20 protein-coding genes and 1 tRNA gene are annotated in these 18241 nt (G+C 53.9%); 10 read left to right on the top strand and 11 right to left on the bottom strand.

Going from position 1 to position 18241, the window contains the following annotated elements:
• The first annotated feature begins 30 nt into the window (after window positions 1-30).
• A complete protein-coding gene (locus F8R23_RS16860) occupies window positions 31-1275 on the top strand; it encodes an aromatic amino acid transport family protein (RefSeq protein WP_099062144.1) in 1245 nt (414 codons plus the stop codon).
• A 71-nt stretch (window positions 1276-1346) separates the two neighbouring features.
• Here the strand turns inward: F8R23_RS16860 and yfcF are convergent, their stop codons facing one another.
• Window positions 1347-1982: a glutathione transferase gene (yfcF, locus tag F8R23_RS16865; protein ID WP_129938860.1), complete on the bottom strand. Its 636-nt coding sequence runs from the start codon at window positions 1980-1982 to the stop codon at window positions 1347-1349.
• Window positions 1983-2153: 171 nt separating this feature from the next.
• Here yfcF and F8R23_RS16870 point away from each other — a divergent pair, with 171 nt between their 5' ends.
• Entirely contained in the window at window positions 2154-2870 is a 717-nt protein-coding gene (locus tag F8R23_RS16870) for an HPP family protein (protein ID WP_129937264.1), read from the top strand.
• Window positions 2871-3101: 231 nt separating this feature from the next.
• On the opposite strand, the gene F8R23_RS16875 is transcribed toward F8R23_RS16870, so the two are convergent.
• Genes F8R23_RS16875 through F8R23_RS16885 form a run of 3 tightly spaced genes read right to left on the bottom strand, consistent with a single transcriptional unit; the run spans window position 3102 to window position 5492 of the window.
• The gene (locus tag F8R23_RS16875) at window positions 3102-4280 is read right to left on the bottom strand and encodes an MFS transporter (protein ID WP_129938861.1); all 1179 of its coding nucleotides are present in this window, start codon (window positions 4278-4280) and stop codon (window positions 3102-3104) included.
• Window positions 4281-4284: 4 nt separating this feature from the next.
• Window positions 4285-4755 (bottom strand): GlcG/HbpS family heme-binding protein, encoded by a 471-nt coding sequence (locus F8R23_RS16880; protein WP_232811083.1) that lies wholly within the window; start codon window positions 4753-4755, stop codon window positions 4285-4287.
• Window positions 4756-4775: 20 nt separating this feature from the next.
• On the bottom strand, window positions 4776-5492 hold the full coding sequence (locus F8R23_RS16885; RefSeq protein ID WP_242506436.1) for an IclR family transcriptional regulator: 717 nt from the start codon (window positions 5490-5492) through the stop codon (window positions 4776-4778).
• A gap of 513 nt (window positions 5493-6005) precedes the next feature.
• Between F8R23_RS16885 and F8R23_RS16890 the strand changes: the two genes are divergently transcribed.
• The 4 genes from F8R23_RS16890 (at window position 6006) to F8R23_RS24415 (ending at window position 7447) form a co-directional block, all read left to right on the top strand.
• Window positions 6006-6230, top strand: coding sequence for a type II toxin-antitoxin system HicA family toxin (locus F8R23_RS16890; protein ID WP_129938862.1), 225 nt, complete (start codon window positions 6006-6008; stop codon window positions 6228-6230).
• Window positions 6227-6571: a type II toxin-antitoxin system HicB family antitoxin gene (locus tag F8R23_RS16895; RefSeq protein ID WP_232811084.1), complete on the top strand. Its 345-nt coding sequence runs from the start codon at window positions 6227-6229 to the stop codon at window positions 6569-6571. The genes F8R23_RS16890 and F8R23_RS16895 overlap by 4 nt, the downstream gene beginning before the upstream one ends.
• Window positions 6572-6758: 187 nt before the next feature.
• Window positions 6759-7076 carry a phage tail protein gene (locus F8R23_RS24320; protein WP_314725597.1) on the top strand — a complete coding sequence of 106 codons (318 nt, stop codon included), beginning with the start codon at window positions 6759-6761 and terminating at the stop codon, window positions 7074-7076.
• Entirely contained in the window at window positions 7067-7447 is a 381-nt protein-coding gene (locus F8R23_RS24415; RefSeq protein WP_170287993.1) for a tail fiber protein, read from the top strand. The genes F8R23_RS24320 and F8R23_RS24415 overlap by 10 nt, the downstream gene beginning before the upstream one ends.
• Before the next feature lie 292 nt (window positions 7448-7739).
• On the opposite strand, the gene F8R23_RS16910 is transcribed toward F8R23_RS24415, so the two are convergent.
• Window positions 7740-7816 (bottom strand) — tRNA-Ile (locus tag F8R23_RS16910).
• A gap of 147 nt (window positions 7817-7963) precedes the next feature.
• Here F8R23_RS16910 and mug point away from each other — a divergent pair.
• Window positions 7964-8452, top strand: coding sequence for a G/U mismatch-specific DNA glycosylase (gene mug, locus F8R23_RS16915; RefSeq protein WP_129937266.1), 489 nt, complete (start codon window positions 7964-7966; stop codon window positions 8450-8452).
• A gap of 64 nt (window positions 8453-8516) precedes the next feature.
• Here mug and rpoD read toward each other — a convergent pair whose 3' ends face one another.
• The 3 genes from rpoD to rpsU form a co-directional block, all read right to left on the bottom strand.
• Complete coding sequence (rpoD, locus tag F8R23_RS16920) at window positions 8517-10352, bottom strand: RNA polymerase sigma factor RpoD (protein WP_112347077.1); 1836 nt, start codon at window positions 10350-10352, stop codon at window positions 8517-8519.
• 158 nt (window positions 10353-10510) lie between these two features.
• A complete protein-coding gene (dnaG, locus tag F8R23_RS16925) occupies window positions 10511-12259 on the bottom strand; it encodes a DNA primase (RefSeq protein WP_085119308.1) in 1749 nt (582 codons plus the stop codon).
• 136 nt (window positions 12260-12395) lie between these two features.
• The gene (gene rpsU / locus F8R23_RS16930; RefSeq protein ID WP_001144069.1) at window positions 12396-12611 is read right to left on the bottom strand and encodes a 30S ribosomal protein S21; all 216 of its coding nucleotides are present in this window, start codon (window positions 12609-12611) and stop codon (window positions 12396-12398) included.
• A gap of 326 nt (window positions 12612-12937) precedes the next feature.
• Here rpsU and tsaD point away from each other — a divergent pair, with 326 nt between their 5' ends.
• Window positions 12938-13951, top strand: a complete 1014-nt coding sequence (tsaD, locus tag F8R23_RS16935) for a tRNA (adenosine(37)-N6)-threonylcarbamoyltransferase complex transferase subunit TsaD (RefSeq protein ID WP_151415835.1) — start codon at window positions 12938-12940, stop codon at window positions 13949-13951.
• A gap of 35 nt (window positions 13952-13986) precedes the next feature.
• On the opposite strand, the gene plsY is transcribed toward tsaD, so the two are convergent.
• Window positions 13987-14634 carry a glycerol-3-phosphate 1-O-acyltransferase PlsY gene (plsY, locus tag F8R23_RS16940; RefSeq protein WP_129938863.1) on the bottom strand — a complete coding sequence of 216 codons (648 nt, stop codon included), beginning with the start codon at window positions 14632-14634 and terminating at the stop codon, window positions 13987-13989.
• Window positions 14635-14741: 107 nt separating this feature from the next.
• Between plsY and folB the strand changes: the two genes are divergently transcribed.
• Entirely contained in the window at window positions 14742-15101 is a 360-nt protein-coding gene (gene folB, locus F8R23_RS16945) for a bifunctional dihydroneopterin aldolase/7,8-dihydroneopterin epimerase (RefSeq protein ID WP_006320572.1), read from the top strand.
• A 131-nt stretch (window positions 15102-15232) separates the two neighbouring features.
• On the top strand, window positions 15233-16057 hold the full coding sequence (bacA, locus tag F8R23_RS16950; protein WP_012146993.1) for an undecaprenyl-diphosphate phosphatase: 825 nt from the start codon (window positions 15233-15235) through the stop codon (window positions 16055-16057).
• 39 nt (window positions 16058-16096) lie between these two features.
• Here bacA and F8R23_RS16955 read toward each other — a convergent pair whose 3' ends face one another.
• Window positions 16097-17341 carry a multifunctional CCA addition/repair protein gene (locus tag F8R23_RS16955; RefSeq protein ID WP_129938864.1) on the bottom strand — a complete coding sequence of 415 codons (1245 nt, stop codon included), beginning with the start codon at window positions 17339-17341 and terminating at the stop codon, window positions 16097-16099.
• 123 nt (window positions 17342-17464) lie between these two features.
• Entirely contained in the window at window positions 17465-18085 is a 621-nt protein-coding gene (locus F8R23_RS16960; protein ID WP_012146991.1) for a TIGR04211 family SH3 domain-containing protein, read from the bottom strand.
• Window positions 18086-18241: the final 156 nt, after the last annotated feature.

The raw sequence follows: 18241 nt of genomic DNA on the forward strand, positions 1-18241 counted from the left end.
CCAGGGCCGCCGGGAGACAAAGGATGCCGTATGTCTGCTGAAAATACCTCTGTTTCTCCGGCGCTTGCCGCCGGGGTGCGAGCACCTGCACCCACCAAATCACTGAGTTTCCTCGAAGGGGTGGCGATGATTGTCGGCACCAACATTGGCGCCGGCGTGTTGTCTATCGCTTACGCTTCCAGCAAGGCCGGTTTTTTACCGCTGTTGTTTTGGCTGGTGCTGGTGGGCAGCCTGACCACCATCACCATGCTGTACGTTGCCGAATCTACCCTGCGCACCCGCGCCCACCTGCAATTAAGCGGGCTGGCGAAACGTTATGTCGGTGGCATTGGTGCCTGGCTGATGTTTGCTTCGGTTTGCGTTAACAGCGTCGGGGCGCTGACCGCCTACATGACCGGCAGCGGCAAGCTGTTGCAGTCCCTGTTTGGCATCTCTCCGGCGATCGGCAGCCTGCTGTTTTTCGTGCCGGCGGCGGGGGTGTTGTACCTGGGGCTGAAGGCGATTGGCCGCGGCGAAAAGTTTATCAGTATCGGTATGGTGGTGATGCTGACCGCGCTGGTGGCGGCCACACTGCTTAAAGACACCAGCCAGATGCGCAACCTGTTGGACGGTGACTGGCGCTTTATGGTGCCGGTATTCAACGTGGTAGTGTTTTGCTTCTCGGCGCAGTACATCGTGCCGGAAATGGCACGCGGTTTCTCCGATAAGCCGGAGCAACTGCCCAAGGCGATTATGGTCGGCATGGCGGTGACCTTTGTGCTGCTGGCGGCGGTGCCGATGTCGGTGATTGCGCTCAGCGGGTTGGCGGGTATCTCTGATGTGGCGACCATCTCCTGGGGCCAGGCGTTAGGACAGTGGGCGTTCTTCTCCGCCAACATCTTTGCTCTGTGCGCGATGCTGACCTCTTATTGGGGGTTGGGCGGCAGTTTCCTGACCAATATTTTCGACCAGTTCAGCCTGGGTAATGACGAACAGCCACTGCGCCGCTTCGGTGTGTTGATGCTGGTGGTGTTGCCGCCGTTTGTGCTGGCATACAGCGGGCTGGTGTCCTTCGTTAACGCGCTGTATTTCGCCGGGGTATTCAGTGGGGTGATCCTGTCGATTATGCCGATGCTGATCCTGCGTGGGGCGCGTAAGCACGGCGACCAGACGCCACGCTGGCAGTGCAGCTGGATCACTCACCCGTTGTTGCAGGTCAGCATCGTATTGCTGTATCTGGGCAGCGCGGTGTACGCGATTGCGTCGCTGTTTGGCTATCTGCCCTCTGGATGGTGAATTGCCTTCCCTCAAGAAGTGATGTTGTTTCTCGATAATTGAGAACGGCGGCGTCGTGGCCGCCGGTTTTTTTACCCGCGCATTTTATCCTGCAGCGCCAACCAGGCCTGCACCGAAGGACGTTGCCACTGTTTCTGCGCATAGTGGCGAATGTTTTCCGGCACCGCATCACCGTGTATCACCAGCCGATTGAGCATCAATGCCAGATCGGTATCGGCAATGCACCATTCCCTGAACAGATTATCCTGGCCGTGACTCAGCAGCTTTTCGACTGCGGCGATCAGCTTATTGGCGGCAGCCTGTGCGGCAGCAGACAACGGAGGAAACTTGGCGTTAAGGAACACTGCCTCTGTCGGCCGCTCGGCACGCAGTGCCAACAGATCGCTACGCAGCCACGCCTGGACTTCGCGGGCCTTGGCGCGTTGTTTGACATCACGCGGGTACACTGGGTGGGCCGGGTGGATCTCATCGAGATATTCATCGATGGCTGAGGACTCCGACAGCTGAAACTCGCCGACCACCAGCATGGGTACGCGGCGCGTTAATGACAGCGCCGCGTAGGCCGGCTCTTGGTTTTTCCCCTGCGACAGGTCGACCGGCTTCAGAGTGAAGGGAATGCCTTTCTCCGTCAGTGTAATAAACGCCGACATGGCATAGGGGCTGAAAAAGTTGGCATCGGTATAGAGTTCGGCAATCGGCTGAGACATCGGGTTTTCCTCAAGGCAAAGGGAGGCGAACTTTGATAATTGACGAGCAGTGGCTAAAGATCAATCTGTTAGCGGAAAGTTATTTCAACGAAGACTCGTGCTGCAGGCGATGGCCACTGGCATTGTGATATATTTGTTGCCATTAAGTTGAGTTTGGCAGCGTGAAGTAACATGAAGAAGCAGTGGGTAGAAAGTTTGAAAATGGGGTGTGCACGTTTATGGCCGCATCCCTTAGCCGTCGGCAAAAAAGAGATTTTGCTTTCCAGCGTCGGCGCTGGGTTAGGGCTAATGATTTCCGGTTGGATCAGCCATTTTGTCCTGGGTGAGGTCAACCTGTGGTTTATTGCCCCAATGGGGGCTTCTGCGGTGCTGTTGTTTGGCGTGCCAAACAGTCCGCTGGCGCAGCCATGGTCGATCGTCGGCGGCAATGTCTCGGCTGCGGCGGTAGGGGTCAGCACCAGCCTGCTGATTGCCGATCCCGGCCTGGCCTGTGGGGCGGCGGCGGCGTTGGCGATTGGGTTGATGTTCAAACTTCGCTGTTTGCATCCGCCCGGCGGCGCGGTCGCGCTGACCGCGATCCTCGGCGGACCGGGTATTCACCAACTGGGCTACAGCTTTGTGCTGTACCCGGTGCTGCTGAACTCGGTGCTATTGGCCGTGCTGGCGATTATCTTCAATAACCTGGCCGGACGACGTTATCCGCACCCCTTGGCCTCGGCCGAAGCCAAGCCAGCCAATCTGCCGATTGATGCGGTGTCTATCACCCGTGCCGATCTGCACGAGGCGCTGATGCAGGGCGAACTGTTTGATATCGACGAAGATGACCTGCAGGAAATCCTGCTGCGTGCCGAACAGCTGGCGCACCAGCGGCAGAATGGTGGAGGGTGATTACGCGAGCGGGCGGAAACAAAAAAGCGCCACAATGTGACGACTCTCGCCAAATCTAACACGGCAGCGCTGTGCCCGAAGCGGGAGTTATTTGCAGGAAACCCCTGCGGACTCAATCTTGGCCCGCAGGGGAAAAACTTACGGTGTAAATACGCATTGCCCGTTCCGAAGGCCAAAAATTCAGCGGAAAGAATTAACAATGCAAATATCTATGATCCACCAGAAACGAAATTACTCCGCGATATCATGCCGTCTGGTATATCTGACCTGAAACCAGAGAGGAAATAACGCAAGTAGACACATACCTGTCCCAGCCCAGGGGGTATATGCCAGCAGGTCATGATGTACGAGCGCAGCTCCGATGCTTTCCCCGAAAAAAATACCCAGATTAAAAGCTGATATATTCAAAGCAGAAGCAAATCCAACGGCTTGTGGAGTGTATCGTTCCGCCATTGACAACATACCCTGTTGCACCGCCGGAGATATACCAAATGCCAGAGCCCCCCACAGGAAAAGTAACACAGCGACAGGGGCTTTCCATGGAAGAAGAACAGCCAAAGCAATCAATGACACTGCCAGTAATACAAACTGAATACCCAGCGTACTTTCCCAGCCCCGTGTTGATGAAAAATGACCGCCCGTCACATTACCTACCAGTGTGGCCAAGCCGAAGACCATCAGCAAAATACTCGCAGCTTCGGAAGAAAATCCGCTGAGTAAGGTCAGTATGGGGATCACAAAAGTGAATGCAGCAAAGCTGGCTCCAAACCCTAGGATGGTAATAACCATCATAGTCAGGATAGCCGGGTGCAACAGCGCCCGCAGTTGCTCGCTGACACTACCTGATTCATCCTTTCTAATATCAGGCAACCAGGCCATTGTTGACAGTAATGCGATAAAAGCCAGTATACTGACCATCATTAATGGCACACGCCAGCCCATTATTTGCCCGAGTAAGCTGCCAAGCGGGACACCTATAACCATGGCTAGCGTCAGTCCGGCAAACATAACAGCTATGGCCTTACCTGCTTTCCCTGTGGGGGCTATTCTGGCCGCAACTGTAGCTCCGATGGCGAAAAAACTACCATGGGCCACGGCAGTCATTAATCGTCCGGCAAGAAAAAGAGCATAACTACCGGACATTGCCGAGATCATACTTCCTGCCAGAAATATGACGATCAGGGCAATCAGGACAGGTTTTGGGGATAAACCAGAGATTACCATCACAAGTAATGGTGTGCCCAGTGCCAGTGCTAGCGCATACAAACCAACAAGATTTCCGGCACGGGGTAAATCGATACTCAGTGCTGTCGCGATTTCAGGCAAAATACCTACAACAATAAATTCTGCCATGCCAATTGCAAACGCTGTCACTGACAATGCCAGCAAACCGGGATGAATACGCTGCATAGCTTTACACTCTTCCTGCTGCTGACGTTGCCGCTACCCCGGACAGAGCCAGTTGTTGGTCTAAATCTAAAGTAGCACCAGCAACACCAACAGCGCCAAGTATGGCCCCCTGATCATCGCGAAGCACAACACCGCCACCAAAACTGATTAGGCCACCGTTGGTTGATTCAAGTGAATATATGCTCCCACCCGGACGAGCCTCCAGTCCCAGAGTCGCTGAATCAGAACCAAACAGAGCCGCAGTGCGTGCTTTTTTGATCGAGACATCAATTGCTCCGGCAACAGCACCATCCATACGCAGGAAGCTTCTCAGTAGACCTGCATTGTCCACAATACTGATACACACGGCCTGTTTACGTTCCTGAGCGAGTGAAGTGATTTTACGGATGGCATCACGTGAAATTTGTTCGAACATATAAAATACTCCGGTCATTAAAAGAGTATTTTTTATAAAGAATCTAATTTGTTTACCCAAGCAATGGTTAAGATCCGTCTTTAAAGTTTGATAATGTCGAACATTTCTCGCATAACTCTGACAGCCAGTCGTCTGAGATAATCATGATGCAGGCGATACGAGGGGCCAGCCATACCCAGAGCAGCGACGACGTAACCATGATGACGAAGGGGGATTGCCAAGCAGTTGAGTCCTTCCTCAGCCTCCTCTATATCAAGCGCATATCCACATTCTGCGATCTGTGTCAGCATGTTATTCAGCTTGTCAGTAATAAGTCCCTCCTTTCTGAGGGTTCTCGTGAGGTCATAATCAAAAGCCAGAAATACACGCCCGATTGCTGAAGTGGTCAGCCCTTCCCGTGTTCCCCGTGGACTAGCCACACGCAGTGCACTACCGCCTTCAATCGCTTCAATATAGAGGTACTCACGTGTACCGCAAGGAACTGCCAGCCAACAGGTTTCGCCACTCAACGCAGACAACCGGCGCAATGCCGGAGTAAATTGTTCGCGAAGTTGCTGGTCCGTATCAGTCAGTGGCCGGGCAATATCCCGCAACCGCAGCCCCGCAATATAGTATTGACCCCGACGAGAAACGTACCCCAGTGAAGAAAGCGTGGCGAGTAACCCGTGCAAAGTCGTTTTATTCAGTGACAACTGTTCTGAAAGGTCAGCCAGACGGAATCCTTCTTTGCGAGATACCAGAGTTTCCAGTAGCAACATGGCTCTCTCTACTGACTGAATGTACTTACGCTGATTCACGGCTTGATGTCCTGATAAGAGCAATAACGAAAGTAGTTACGGATACGGAAGAAGACAACTGTTAATCTGAAACCTATGATTTTTATCATCATGGGAATCCCCTTGTCCTGGTAGATGACTTACGAATTATCGTACCAGAAAAAGGTAAAATAGCGGTTTGTATCAAAGTTAATTTGTGTATGTGTTTTCGTCCTGCTAAGTGTCAAACTTACTGAAAACCTTAACCTCCGCTTTCCGCAGTGAGTTTAACGGGTCGATGCAACGCTATCCTTAATTAATGGGGGACGTTGCCATGAAACGAAGAACTTGCATTTACTACACGCCGGAACAAAAGGCGATTATCTGGGACAGATATAAGCAAGGTGATTCTCTACATGATATCGCCAGCGGCCCGTCACGGCGATTTATCTAAATATCCAAATATCCCCACGTAGATTTAGAATGCAACGTGACAGCGGCGCTCTCGGGCGCTTGTAACCTCGGTTAATTAGCTCGTAATAGTGACACTAAAAATTGACACTATGTTGTTCTTGCGATGGTGTCATAAAGTGGTCTGATATTGAGGCGCTTTTTACCGCATTAGGAGCGGAAATTCATGAAAGGGAAGGTTCTAGGATCGCGGTGCTGTTGAAAGGTGAGAAACGTATCTTTCACCGGCCACACCCCAGACCTACCACTGACAAGGGGGCGGTTAACTCCATACGGATCTGGTTGGATAGCTTAGGAATTAAATCATGATGAACAATACCATGAAAATTGACGGCCACGTGGCCATCATCAACTTCGACCCAGAGCTCGAAATGTTCCGGGGCGAGTTTGTCGGGCTGAATGGCGGGGCTGACTTCTACGCCTACAGCGTTGAAGAGTTGAAGAAAGAAGGTGCTACCTCGCTTGCGGTCTTTTTGGATGAGTGTGAAAAAGATGGCATTGCGCCTTACAAATCGTACAGCGGCAAAGTGACCACCCGCCTGTCGCCGGAACGTCATCAGGCGTTAGCGATAGCGGCACAGGCCACAGGGCAGTCAATCAATGAGTTGCTGAATGAAGGCGTTGATTTGGTTATCGAAAAACATTCCTGAGCCACCGGTAACAAAAAAGCCGCCAATCACTGGCGGCTTTTGCTTATTCGCTCGGTAGCTCATAGGGCGAGAAGCGGATCACCTCTTCACCTACCCACTCCGAACCCGGCGCAGACCAAGCTGATCAATGAGAAATATCGCGCTCCCCTCAACGGATTGATCATTGATAAAGCGATAAAGAATCATATTGTCAGCGGAGCTGATTGTCCCGGCGAGCGTGGGCGGGTTCTGGCTTCGTGAGATGGGGTTGTATGACGATTTCGGCACGCTGATTGCGGTCGCTAATATGGCTGAAAGCTACAAGCCGAAACTGGAGGAGGGCAGCGGCCGCACGCAGACGCTGCGCATGATCCTGATAGTTAGCAGCGCCGCCGCTATGAGCGTGATTGCCGGGGCGATACCGTACTGGCAACCAAAGATTTTGTTGCGGACGTCATCAAAGAGCATGAGAAAACCCGCAGCCACCTGGACGCCAGCACCACCGCTAAAGGGTTGGTGCAACTGAGTAGCGCGACAACCAGCGCGGAAGAAACCAAAGCCGCCACGCCGAAGGCCGTTAACGATGCCAGCGCCAAAAAGTCCGCCAATCTGTCCGACCTGACCGACAAATCCGCCGCTCGTGGCAATCTGGCGTTAGGCAGTGCTGCGACGAAAAACGTCGGCGTTGAGGGCGGGCAACTGATGGCCGTGGGCACGTTTGGGCTGGAGGCAGGTGCGCGAGCTTTGATAATGCCTATTGCAATACCGCGCAGATTTATCGTGTTAATGCGGCATCAGAAAACAAGCCACCCACTAGCGGTAACATTGCTGCCGGGGTCATTAGCCTGCCTTGTGATGCTGCACCGTCCACCGGTTATGTCAGTGCGTCAGGTTTAGGGTATGGCTTTATCGGTGCTTCTAACAGGCCGGAAAACGGGGTGAAGTGGTCACGGATTTATACCACAGATTACAAGCCTACGGCCGCGGATGATGACACGCCATTTTACACTCTTTGCACTTCTTCAAGGCCATAATCAAAAATCCTTTTTGAACAGAAAACCATAATGGTGCATGTGTCGATTGGGGCCGCTGCTGCGACTGGTGAGGCAATTTTGAGGCATTAGATAGTTAAAAATAAAAAGCCACCTTCAGGAAGGTGGCTTGATTTGCTGTTATATCAGCTAAAATTTGGTGGCCCCTACTGGACTTGAACCAGTGACCAAGCGATTATGAGTCGCGTGCTCTAACCAACTGAGCTAAGGGGCCAAGCGGCGAGATTATACGGTAATCCTCCGGCGCAGGTCTACTGTTAACCATCTGTATGTTGCTTTTCTGCGCAGTTCTAGCCTGTTGTAATTGCTGGCGGATTTTGCGATAACCGCTGTAAATCCCTTTAATGGACTCTCGAACCCTATGGAACTCCTGGCGCCCAACCTGCGGGTGGTGTTTTGCGGCATCAACCCTGGCCTGTCTTCGGCCCATCAAGGCTACCCTTTTGCTAACGGCAGCAACCGCTTCTGGAAAGTGGTGCATCAGGCCGGTTTTACCGATAGTCAGTTAGCGCCGGAGCAATGGCAACAGCTGCAGGAGACCGGTTGTGGCATCACCGCCTTGGTGGCGCGGCCTACTGTGGCAGCCAGTGAGGTAACGCGTGACGAGCTGCTCAGCGGCGGTGAGGCGTTAAAGGAAAAGATCCTGCGTTACCAGCCGAGTGCGTTGGCGATTTTGGGCAAACAGGCGTTCAGCAGTGCCTTTGGGGTGCGTAAAGCGTCCTGGGGACGTCAGGACATGACGATCGGTAAAACTGAAGTGTGGGTGCTGCCGAACCCCAGTGGATTGAACCGTGCCACGCTGGAGCAGCTTACAGAGAGCTATCGCGAGCTGTACCTGGCATTGAAATAAGTTTGATGGATTTTAGGCAATAAAAAACCCCGGCGAGCCGGGGTTTTTTGCAAGCAGCTAAACCTTAGTCGTCCAGGAAGCTACGCAGCACTTCGGAACGGCTTGGGTGGCGCAGTTTACGCAGCGCTTTGGCTTCGATCTGACGAATACGCTCACGGGTAACGTCAAACTGTTTGCCCACTTCTTCCAACGTGTGGTCAGTGTTCATATCGATACCGAAACGCATACGTAGCACTTTCGCTTCACGGGCGGTCAGGCCAGCCAGGACGTCGTGCGTTGCAGAGCGCAGGCTTTCTGAGGTAGCAGAATCCAGCGGCAGCTCGAGGGTGGTATCCTCGATGAAATCGCCCAGGTGTGAATCTTCATCATCACCGATTGGCGTTTCCATGGAGATCGGCTCTTTGGCGATCTTCAGCACTTTGCGAATTTTGTCTTCCGGCATCAGCATGCGTTCAGCCAGCTCTTCCGGCGTCGGCTCGCGGCCCATCTCTTGCAACATCTGGCGCGAAATACGGTTGAGTTTGTTGATGGTCTCAATCATATGCACCGGAATACGGATGGTACGCGCCTGGTCGGCGATAGAGCGGGTGATAGCCTGACGGATCCACCAGGTGGCGTAAGTTGAGAACTTATAACCACGACGGTATTCAAACTTGTCTACCGCTTTCATCAGACCGATGTTGCCTTCCTGGATCAGATCCAGGAACTGCAGACCGCGGTTGGTGTATTTCTTGGCGATAGAAATAACCAGACGCAAGTTGGCTTCAACCATTTCTTTCTTCGCACGGCGGGCTTTCGCTTCACCGATAGACATACGACGGTTGATGTCCTTCACCTGCTCGATGGTCAGGCCGGTTTCTTCTTCGATCTGACGCAGTTTCTGCAGGCTGCGCTGGACGTCATCCGCGACGTCTTTCAGCTTTTCTGACCATGGCTTGGCCATTGCCAGTGCGGCTGCGAACCAGGTATCGCTGGTTTCGTTGCTTGAGAACAGGGTAACGAAGTTTTTCTTCGGCATTTTGCACTGTTCAACGCACAGCTTCATGATGATACGTTCTTGAGTCCGAACGCGGTCCATCATGATGCGCATGCTGTTGACCAGGAAGTCGAACTGTTTTGGCACCAGGCGGAACTGCTTGAACACTTCAGACAGCTTCAGAATTTCTTCTGCTGCGCTGGCGTGGCTGCGGCCGTTCTTTTTGATGACAACACGCGTCGCTTCATACTGATCGCGCAGGTCGGAGAATTTCTGACGAGCCAGCTCTGGATCGATGCTGTTGTCGTCTTCTTCTTCTTCGTCGTCTTCCTCTTCTTCGTCGTCTTTCTGCTCTTCGGTCGACAGCTCAGAACCGACGTGCGTCGCGGTAGGAGCGATGTCCTCTTCCGCATTAGGATCGACGAAGCCGGTGATCAGGTCGGACAGGCGAGCTTCGCCCGCTTCGACGCGATCGTACTGCTCCAGCAAATAGGTGATGGCTTCCGGGTACTCGGCAACGGAGCACTGAACCTGGTTGATGCCGTCTTCAATACGCTTGGCGATGTCGATTTCGCCTTCGCGCGTCAGCAGTTCAACGGTCCCCATTTCGCGCATGTACATGCGCACCGGGTCGGTGGTACGGCCAATTTCAGACTCAACGCTGGACAACACTTGAGCAGCCGCTTCCGCCGCATCATCATCGGTGTCGGTGGTGTTCTCGGCCAGCATCAGGTCATCGGCGTCCGGTGCTTCTTCCAGCACCTGGATGCCCATGTCGTTAATCATCTGGATGATGTCTTCGATCTGGTCGGAGTCGACGATATCTTCCGGCAGATGGTCATTGACCTCAGCATAGGTCAGATAGCCTTGCTCCTTACCACGGGTGACAAGTAGCTTTAGCTGTGACTGCGGGTTTTGCTCCATAAGACGGTATCCACACTTCAGAGTATTGGGGTTGGTGTCGGTCGGCGAAACCGCCAACAATAGCATTTGGGGCGTTTTTGTTGTTGCCGCGGCCCACTGTGGCGGCATATTGCAGGGCTCTGCCCTCGCATTTATCGGCACTTAAGCCGTTTAGGTATTCAGTTTTTCTTCGCTAGCACTTGGTTAAGAGAACGGACTTCTTCACGTTCTTCCGGGCTGAGGCCGTGCGTTCTGGCCTGGGCGATCAATGTCTCCAGCCGTTGCTCCAGTACCGAGTCATAAAGGCTGGCCAAGGTATCCAAAAAGGTCTGTTCGACCCTTTCCTCAACGATCATATGGTTCCATGTCGCCAAGGTTTCAAGTTGCTGGCTCAATTTGTTGTCGCGATACTGCTCCAACAACAGGCCGGTAGTCAGGCCCGGTTGCGCTAAACAGGTCTGCACCAGCTCGACAAACAGCGGTAAACCGGCCTGTTTGGTCTGCTCCAATCCCTCGAGTGAAGGGATAAGTGTAGCCAGTTGCGGATTTTGTACCAGTAACCCTATTAGTATACGCATGGTTGTGCGTTTTAGCTGGGGCGCCTGGTAGGTATTCGCATTTTCAGCCTGTTTGGGCATCAGCTTGTCGAGCTGGCTATCATCCAGCAGACCAAGCTTGCTGCCGAGCTGTTGTCGCAGGTACAAGCGCAACGTTTCGCCCGGCACCTGAGTAATCAGCGGCAGTGCCAGCGTGCTCAGCTTGGCGCGACCGTCCGGGCTGCTCAGATCGACCTGTGGCATCAGGGTTTCGAACAGGAAAGTGGAAAGCGGCTGCGCCAGCTCCATTCGCTGTTCGAAGGCCTCTTTGCCTTCTTTGCGTACCAATGTGTCCGGGTCTTCGCCATCAGGCAAAAACATAAACCGCAGCTGACGCCCGTCATTCAGATAGGGCAGCGCGGTTTCCAGTGCGCGCCAGGCCGCTTCACGGCCGGCTCGGTCACCGTCATAACAACAGACCACGTTGTCGGTGGCGCGGAACAGCAGCTGAATATGTTCAGCCGTCGTTGAGGTTCCGAGCGAGGCGACGGCATAATCAATGCCGTATTGCGCCAACGCCACCACGTCCATATAGCCTTCCACTACCAGCAAACGCTGCGGGGTAGGGTGATTCTGCTGCGCTTCATACAGGCCGTACAATTGACGACCTTTGTGGAATACTTCAGTTTCCGGCGAGTTCAGGTATTTCGGCATGCCGTCACCCAACACGCGCCCGCCAAAGGCGATCACTCGCCCGCGTTTGTCACGAATAGGGAACATCACGCGTTCACGGAAACGATCGTACGAGCGTCCTTGATCGTTAGTCACCAGCATGCCGGCATCGTTCAATGCGCTGCGGCTGTCGGCGTCGCGACCAAAACGCTTTAATGCATTATCCCAACCGGCAGGTGCAAAGCCGATGGCAAAATGGCGGATAACGTCGTCACTCAACCCGCGCTGTTGCAGATAATCACGCGCCGGCGTACCGGAAGATTGATGCAGTGACTGTTGATAGAACGCACTGAGCTGTTCCATCAGTTGATACAGGCTTTGGCGCTGATGACGTTCGATTTGTGTCGGTCCGGAGCCTGCCTCGTAAGGCACTTCCAGTCCGTGCATGGTTGCCAGCTCTTCGATGGTTTCGACAAACTCAAGTCGGTCGTAATTCATCAGAAAGTCGACGGCGTTACCGTGCGCACCACAACCAAAACAGTGATAAAACTGCTTTTCGCCATTAACGGTAAATGAAGGCGTTTTTTCGTGGTGGAACGGACAGCACGCGTGGTAGTTCTTGCCCTGCTTCTTGAGCTTTACCCGGGCATCGATCAGATCGACGATGTCGGTGCGAGCCAGCAAGTCATTGATAAATACACGCGGAATTCGTCCAGCCATAAGCCCTTACTTCACTAGCCTATAAACGAGAACAAGCCGCGCATTCCTTTCGGAAAGCACGGCCTTCGTATGCAACTACTCGGTCTGCGCGATTTTTAAAATCAGAAATTCACGCGGCGGGGTTACCCCCGAAGAATTAATACAGACGAGTGCGGCGTGCGTTTTCGCGAGCCAGTTTCTTCGCGTGACGTTTCACAGCAGAAGCTTTAGCGCGTTTACGTTCGGTAGTCGGTTTTTCATAGAACTCGCGACGACGAACTTCAGCTAAAACGCCTGCTTTTTCGCAAGAGCGTTTGAAACGACGCAGAGCAACGTCAAATGGCTCGTTTTCACGTACTTTAATTACAGGCATGTGCCTCTCACCTCAATAAAATTCGGTTTGCTGCTGGCCAAGCGCCAGCAATTTCAAAATGGTGCGGAATTTTACTTCAACGGATGCTGCTTTGTAAAGCACCACAGCAAATTGAAACCTGCGGCCACCCTGGTAAAACATGCGCAATTTTGCATCGGGCGCTGATTATAGACTAATCAGAAAAAAATGCTCGTTTTTAATCAAATAGGCATTTATGGCTGGAATCATCAACATAGCCCAATGTGGCTGACAAGATGCGCCGCGCTGGCGGTAAACAGGCCTGATTGTGCTAAACTGACGGCCGCACGTGAATGATGGGAAATGTAATGCGAGTACTGGGTATAGAAACCTCCTGCGATGAAACCGGAATTGCAGTGTATGACGATCAGGCCGGTTTATTAGCGAATCAATTGTATAGCCAGGTGAAGCTGCACGCCGACTACGGCGGCGTGGTGCCGGAACTGGCTTCCCGCGATCATGTGCGTAAAACCGTGCCCTTGATTCAGGCGGCATTGATGGAAGCGAACCTGACCGCGGCCGATATCGACGGCGTTGCCTATACCGCCGGGCCCGGCCTGGTGGGGGCGTTGTTGGTCGGCGCGACCATTGGTCGTGCGCTGGCGTTTGCCTGGGGCGTGCCGGCAGTACCGGTGCACCACATGGAAGGCCACCTGCTGGCACCGATGCTGGAAGATAATCCACCGGCGTTCCCGTTTGTCGCGCTGCTGGTTTCCGGCGGCCATACCCAGTTGATCAGCGTGACCGGCATTGGCCAATACCAACTGCTGGGTGAGTCGGTCGACGATGCGGCGGGTGAAGCCTTCGATAAAACTGCCAAGCTGCTGGGGCTGGACTATCCCGGCGGGCCAATGTTGTCGAAAATGGCGCAGCAGGGTAGCGCGGGCCGTTTCACCTTCCCGCGGCCGATGACCGATCGTCCGGGGCTGGATTTCAGCTTCTCCGGGCTGAAAACCTTTGCCGCCAATACCATTCGCTCCAACGGTAATGACGATCAAACGCGTGCGGACATTGCCCGGGCGTTTGAGGATGCGGTGGTCGATACGCTGGCGATCAAATGCAAACGCGCGCTGGAGCAAACCGGTTTCAAACGACTGGTTATGGCCGGCGGCGTCAGTGCCAACCGTACGCTACGGACCAAAATGGCGGAAATGATGCGCAAACGCGGCGGTGAGGTGTTTTATGCCCGTCCGGAATTCTGCACGGATAACGGCGCGATGATCGCTTATGCGGGTCTGGTGCGGTTACAGAGCGGTGCAAATCCGGAACTGAGCGTTTCGGTGCGTCCGCGTTGGCCGCTGGCTGAATTGCCTGCAGTATAAATAGTCGAAAGGCCGGAGCTCTCCGGCCTTTTTAATTACTCTTCTTTCTTCTCTTCTTCCTGCTTTGCCCCTGCCGCGTCGGTTTTCTTCTTGCGGAAGACACTCCAGATTTTCCCTTCCTGGCCACGCCACAGGCGCTGAATATTGTCATGGTGTCGCATCAGGATCAAACACGACAGCATTGCTACCGGGAAGGTGAATTGTGGTTTGAACCACCAGACGTAGAACGGAGCAATCAGCGCGCTGATAATCGCACCCAGCGAGGAATAGCCACTGAGCAATACGGTCAGCAGCCAGGTACCGGTCATCAGGCCGGTAAGATCCCAGCCGATCGGCGCTATGGCACCAAACGCCGTCGCCACGCCTTTACCGCCGCGGAAATGGAAGAACACTGGGTAGATATGTCCCAGGCAAGCGGCAATCGCCGTCAGGCCGAGATACAGCGGCGGGACATCAAGTTTGTATGCCAACCAGACCGGCAGCATCCCTTTGAGAATATCGAATACCAACACCGCCGCCGCAGCGACGCGACCGCCGATGCGCAGGACGTTGGTCGCTCCTGGATTCCCAGAGCCATTTTCACGCGGATCGGGCAGCCTGGCGATCCGGCAAACCAGGATCGCACTGGAAACTGAGCCACACAGATACGCGAAGATAATCATGCCAAGCGCGGTAGCACTCATAACGCGGTTCCGTTTAATAAGGGTCGTTTTACTCGCAACATATATGGATAATACTCATATTCCGCTGGAAGTGGTATCCGGCAAGGCCAAAAACAGAGAATGACGTGATGGATATCGTATTTATAGAAGAGCTTACCGTAATTACTACCATTGGCGTTTATGACTGGGAACAAAACATTCGCCAGAAGCTGGTGTTCGATATCGAAATGGGTTGGGACAACCGCCAGGCCGCCGCCAGTGACGATGTGAATGACTGCCTGAGCTACGCCGATATCAGTGAAGCCATTATCCAGCACGTGGAACCCAATCGCTTTGCGTTGGTGGAGCGGGTTGCAGAGGAAATATCTGAAATATTACTCCAGCGCTTCAATTCCCCGTGGGTCCGTATTAAGGTCAGCAAACCGGGCGCGGTTGCACATGCCAGCCGGGTTGGGGTGATCATTGAACGTGGCACCCGGCCGGTGTGACGTTCTGTCATTCCTGTGCAACTTAAGACCGTTAACCTGGTCTGAACCTGAGAATTGTTTTAGCGGCAATGTATTGAACACTGCCGCTTTTTTATGTTTATAGCCGTAAATTTATAGGGTGATCGAAGCACATGGCGGACATGCATTCACTGTTTATTGCGTTTGTTCTTGGGGTGGTCGAAGGGTTAACTGAATTTTTACCGGTGTCTTCTACCGGGCACATGATCATTGTCGGCGAGTGGCTGGGTTTTACCGGCGATAAGGCTAAAACCTTTGAGGTGATCATCCAGTTGGGGTCGATTCTGGCGGTGGTGGTGATGTTCTGGCGCCGTTTGTTCGGGCTGATTGGCATTCATTTCGGTGGTAAGCCGGTTGAGCATGAAGGCAAAACGACGGGCCATTTGAAACTGGGCCATATTCTGCTGGCGATGATCCCGGCGGTGGTGCTGGGGCTGCTGTTCCACGACGTTATCAAGTCGCTGTTTGCACCGAAAAACGTGATGTATGCGCTGGTGGTGGGTGGTTTCCTGTTGCTGGCAGCGGAATGGTTGAAGCCGAAAAAACCGAGTGCTGAAGGGCTTGATGATATCACCTATCGCCAGGCGTTTATGATTGGTTGCTTCCAATGTCTGGCACTGTGGCCGGGCTTCTCCCGCTCAGGTTCCACCATTGCCGGTGGCATGCTGGTGGGCGTGAATCGTTACGCGGCTGCGGAGTTCTCATTCATTCTGGCGGTGCCGATGATGATTGGTGCCAGCGGGCTGGATTTGTACAAGAGTCTGCACTTCCTGACGATGGGCGATTTACCGATGTTTGCGGTCGGTTTTGCCACGGCCTTCGTGGTAGCGCTGATCGCGATCAAGACCTTCCTGACGCTGATCAAACGCATCTCGTTTGTGCCGTTCGCCATCTACCGCTTTATCGTGGCCGGCGTGGTTTACATGGTATTCATGTAAGCTGAGCAGCAATAAGAAACCCCGCGCTGCGGGGTTTTTTTATGCCTGATCGAGAGGGGTATCCTGGGTTTGTTTCCAGTCGGCCAGCGCCTGTTGACGGCGGCGCTTGAGTTCGTCGCGGATCGCCAGCCCTTGCAGGCCGCTGGCTACCACCTCTTTGACCGACACCGCGTTCGCCACCTGAAATGCCTGGCGCAGATAATCGCCCTGCGGATAAGGGTTATTTTCAAAGCCGGTACGCCCGCGGGCGTCAGCTTCGCTGGTGAGGATCATCTGTTCCAGCCGCTGCGGTTTGCGCCAAACATCAACCGCGTCAAACAGCTTCAGCAGGGTCTCCGGGCGCAGCTTGTTTACTGTATGGATCAGGTCGTGATATTCGGCGACCAACTTGGCCAGATCGCGCACTGGGTTGGGTACTCGCAGCCGCTGGCACAGTTCTTCGACCAGCAGCACGCCCGCAGGTCCATGGCCGTGGTGATGTGGCCAAAGCTCTTTTGGCGTCTGCCCCTTGCCGAGGTCATGGCAGAGTGCGGAGAAGCGTACATCCACGTCAGGGCTTAGCTGGGCAGCGATTGCCAGCGTCATCAGGGTATGAACACCGGTATCAATTTCCGGATGCCATTTGGCGGGGGCCGGTACGCCGAACAGGGCGTCGATCTCCGGGAACAGTACGCTCAGCGCTTCGCAGTCACGCAGTACCTGAAAATACACCTGTGGGCTCTGGCTTTGCAGTGCCTTCTCGGTTTCTTTCCAGACCCGTTCGGCCGTCAGCGCTGCCAGTTCACCACTGCGTGCCATCTGACGCATCAACTCGGCGGTTTCCGGGGCGATGCTAAAATCCAAATGGGCGAAGCGGGCGGCGAAACGCGCCACGCGCAGCACGCGCAGCGGGTCTTCACCAAAGGCATCGGACACGTGGCGCAGCACCCGCGCTTGCAGGTCGGCCACGCCGTTGAAAGGGTCGATCAGCTCACCGTCGGCGCTGCGGGCGATGGCGTTGATGGTTAAATCGCGGCGTTGCAAGTCTTCTTCCAGCGTTACGTCCGGCGCGGCATAGCAGGTAAAACCGGTATATCCCTGGCCGGATTTTCGTTCGGTCCGCGCCAGCGCATATTCTTCCTGTGTCTTGGGGTTGAGAAACACCGGGAAGTCTTTACCGACCTGTTGATACCCCAGCGCCATCAGCTCTGCCGGCGCGGCGCCCACCACCACCCAGTCGCGGTCGACCACCGGTATCTCAAGCAAGCTGTCGCGGACGGCACCGCCGACCAGGTAAGTCTTCACTGTTAACTCCTGAATTTATCCTAAGGCTCTGTTGACCAGATTACCTCAATTAGCGGGGCGCTGCCGAAACCAATAAAAAGGGCGCCCCGCAGGCGCCCAAGATCAAACCGAACGATACTTTAATCAGTTCATCCAGCGGTTGTTGCTTTTGCGACGCGGGATCAGGTGTGGTAACAGCAGACCCAACAGCAGGCCTACGCCAGCCACGCCGCCGCCGTACATAAACCACTGCAGGATAATGGTGCGCTGTTTGTCGTCAAGCTGCAGGTTAACGGCGTTAACCTTTTTCTGCGCCACTACCAGCTGATTTTTCAGATCCTGGTTTTCCTGCTGCAGGCCGCTGATAGTGCTGTCGCTGCCGGCCACTTTCTGCTGCATTTCAGCGGTACGCTGGTTCCAACTGTTGTCGATATTGGCCAGTTTATCGGTCAGGGTTTTTACCTGCTGCTCCAGCGCGGGCACCTGAGTGCGCAGGCTTGGGGTCTGGCTAAGCTGATCGAGCGGGATCCAGGTGTTGCGGCCCTTGGCATCGCGGATCTGGCCATAATTGGTGCTGTCATTTACGCTCAACAGGGTCACTTCTTCACCGGCGTTCAAGGTACCGACAATACGGTACTGATTACCCGGGCCGCTGTGGACGTAAGTATTCAATTCATCGGAGATATAGCGCTTATCTTCGGCATGTGCGCCCCAAGTGATGCTGAAGCTCAGCACGGCAAGGCAAATTAGGCGTAATTTCTGCATTAGTTCATCGTTTCTGTGTGAATTTATGGGAACGATAGTAGAGCGTTCAGTCTGACGACGCAACGCAAAAACCGGAATGAGAACTATCTTACTGTGGCAGATTCTGTGAGTTGCGCAGTGTTTTATAACGTAACAGGTTTTTTCTGCAGTTAGCAG

Origin of the sequence: Serratia proteamaculans (genome assembly GCF_008830365.1) — a bacterium.
GTDB classification, from domain to species: Bacteria; Pseudomonadota; Gammaproteobacteria; order Enterobacterales; family Enterobacteriaceae; genus Serratia; species Serratia proteamaculans.

Bases quoted from the DNA above. Each gene is read 5' to 3' on its own strand.
- plsY (WP_129938863.1), bottom strand. From the start codon at position 14,634: ATGAGTGCTACCGCGCTTGGCATGATTATCTTCGCGTATCTGTGTGGC.
- folB (WP_006320572.1), top strand. From the start codon at position 14,742: ATGGATATCGTATTTATAGAAGAGCTTACCGTAATTACTACCATTGGC.
- yfcF (WP_129938860.1), bottom strand. From the start codon at position 1,982: ATGTCTCAGCCGATTGCCGAACTCTATACCGATGCCAACTTTTTCAGC.
- F8R23_RS16860 (WP_099062144.1), top strand. From the start codon at position 31: ATGTCTGCTGAAAATACCTCTGTTTCTCCGGCGCTTGCCGCCGGGGTG.
- rpsU (WP_001144069.1), bottom strand. From the start codon at position 12,611: ATGCCTGTAATTAAAGTACGTGAAAACGAGCCATTTGACGTTGCTCTG.
- F8R23_RS16875 (WP_129938861.1), bottom strand. From the start codon at position 4,280: ATGCAGCGTATTCATCCCGGTTTGCTGGCATTGTCAGTGACAGCGTTT.
- F8R23_RS16895 (WP_232811084.1), top strand. From the start codon at position 6,227: ATGATGAACAATACCATGAAAATTGACGGCCACGTGGCCATCATCAAC.
- mug (WP_129937266.1), top strand. From the start codon at position 7,964: ATGGAACTCCTGGCGCCCAACCTGCGGGTGGTGTTTTGCGGCATCAAC.
- dnaG (WP_085119308.1), bottom strand. From the start codon at position 12,259: ATGGCTGGACGAATTCCGCGTGTATTTATCAATGACTTGCTGGCTCGC.
- bacA (WP_012146993.1), top strand. From the start codon at position 15,233: ATGGCGGACATGCATTCACTGTTTATTGCGTTTGTTCTTGGGGTGGTC.
- tsaD (WP_151415835.1), top strand. From the start codon at position 12,938: ATGCGAGTACTGGGTATAGAAACCTCCTGCGATGAAACCGGAATTGCA.
- rpoD (WP_112347077.1), bottom strand. From the start codon at position 10,352: ATGGAGCAAAACCCGCAGTCACAGCTAAAGCTACTTGTCACCCGTGGT.
- F8R23_RS16960 (WP_012146991.1), bottom strand. From the start codon at position 18,085: ATGCAGAAATTACGCCTAATTTGCCTTGCCGTGCTGAGCTTCAGCATC.
- F8R23_RS16870 (WP_129937264.1), top strand. From the start codon at position 2,154: ATGAAGAAGCAGTGGGTAGAAAGTTTGAAAATGGGGTGTGCACGTTTA.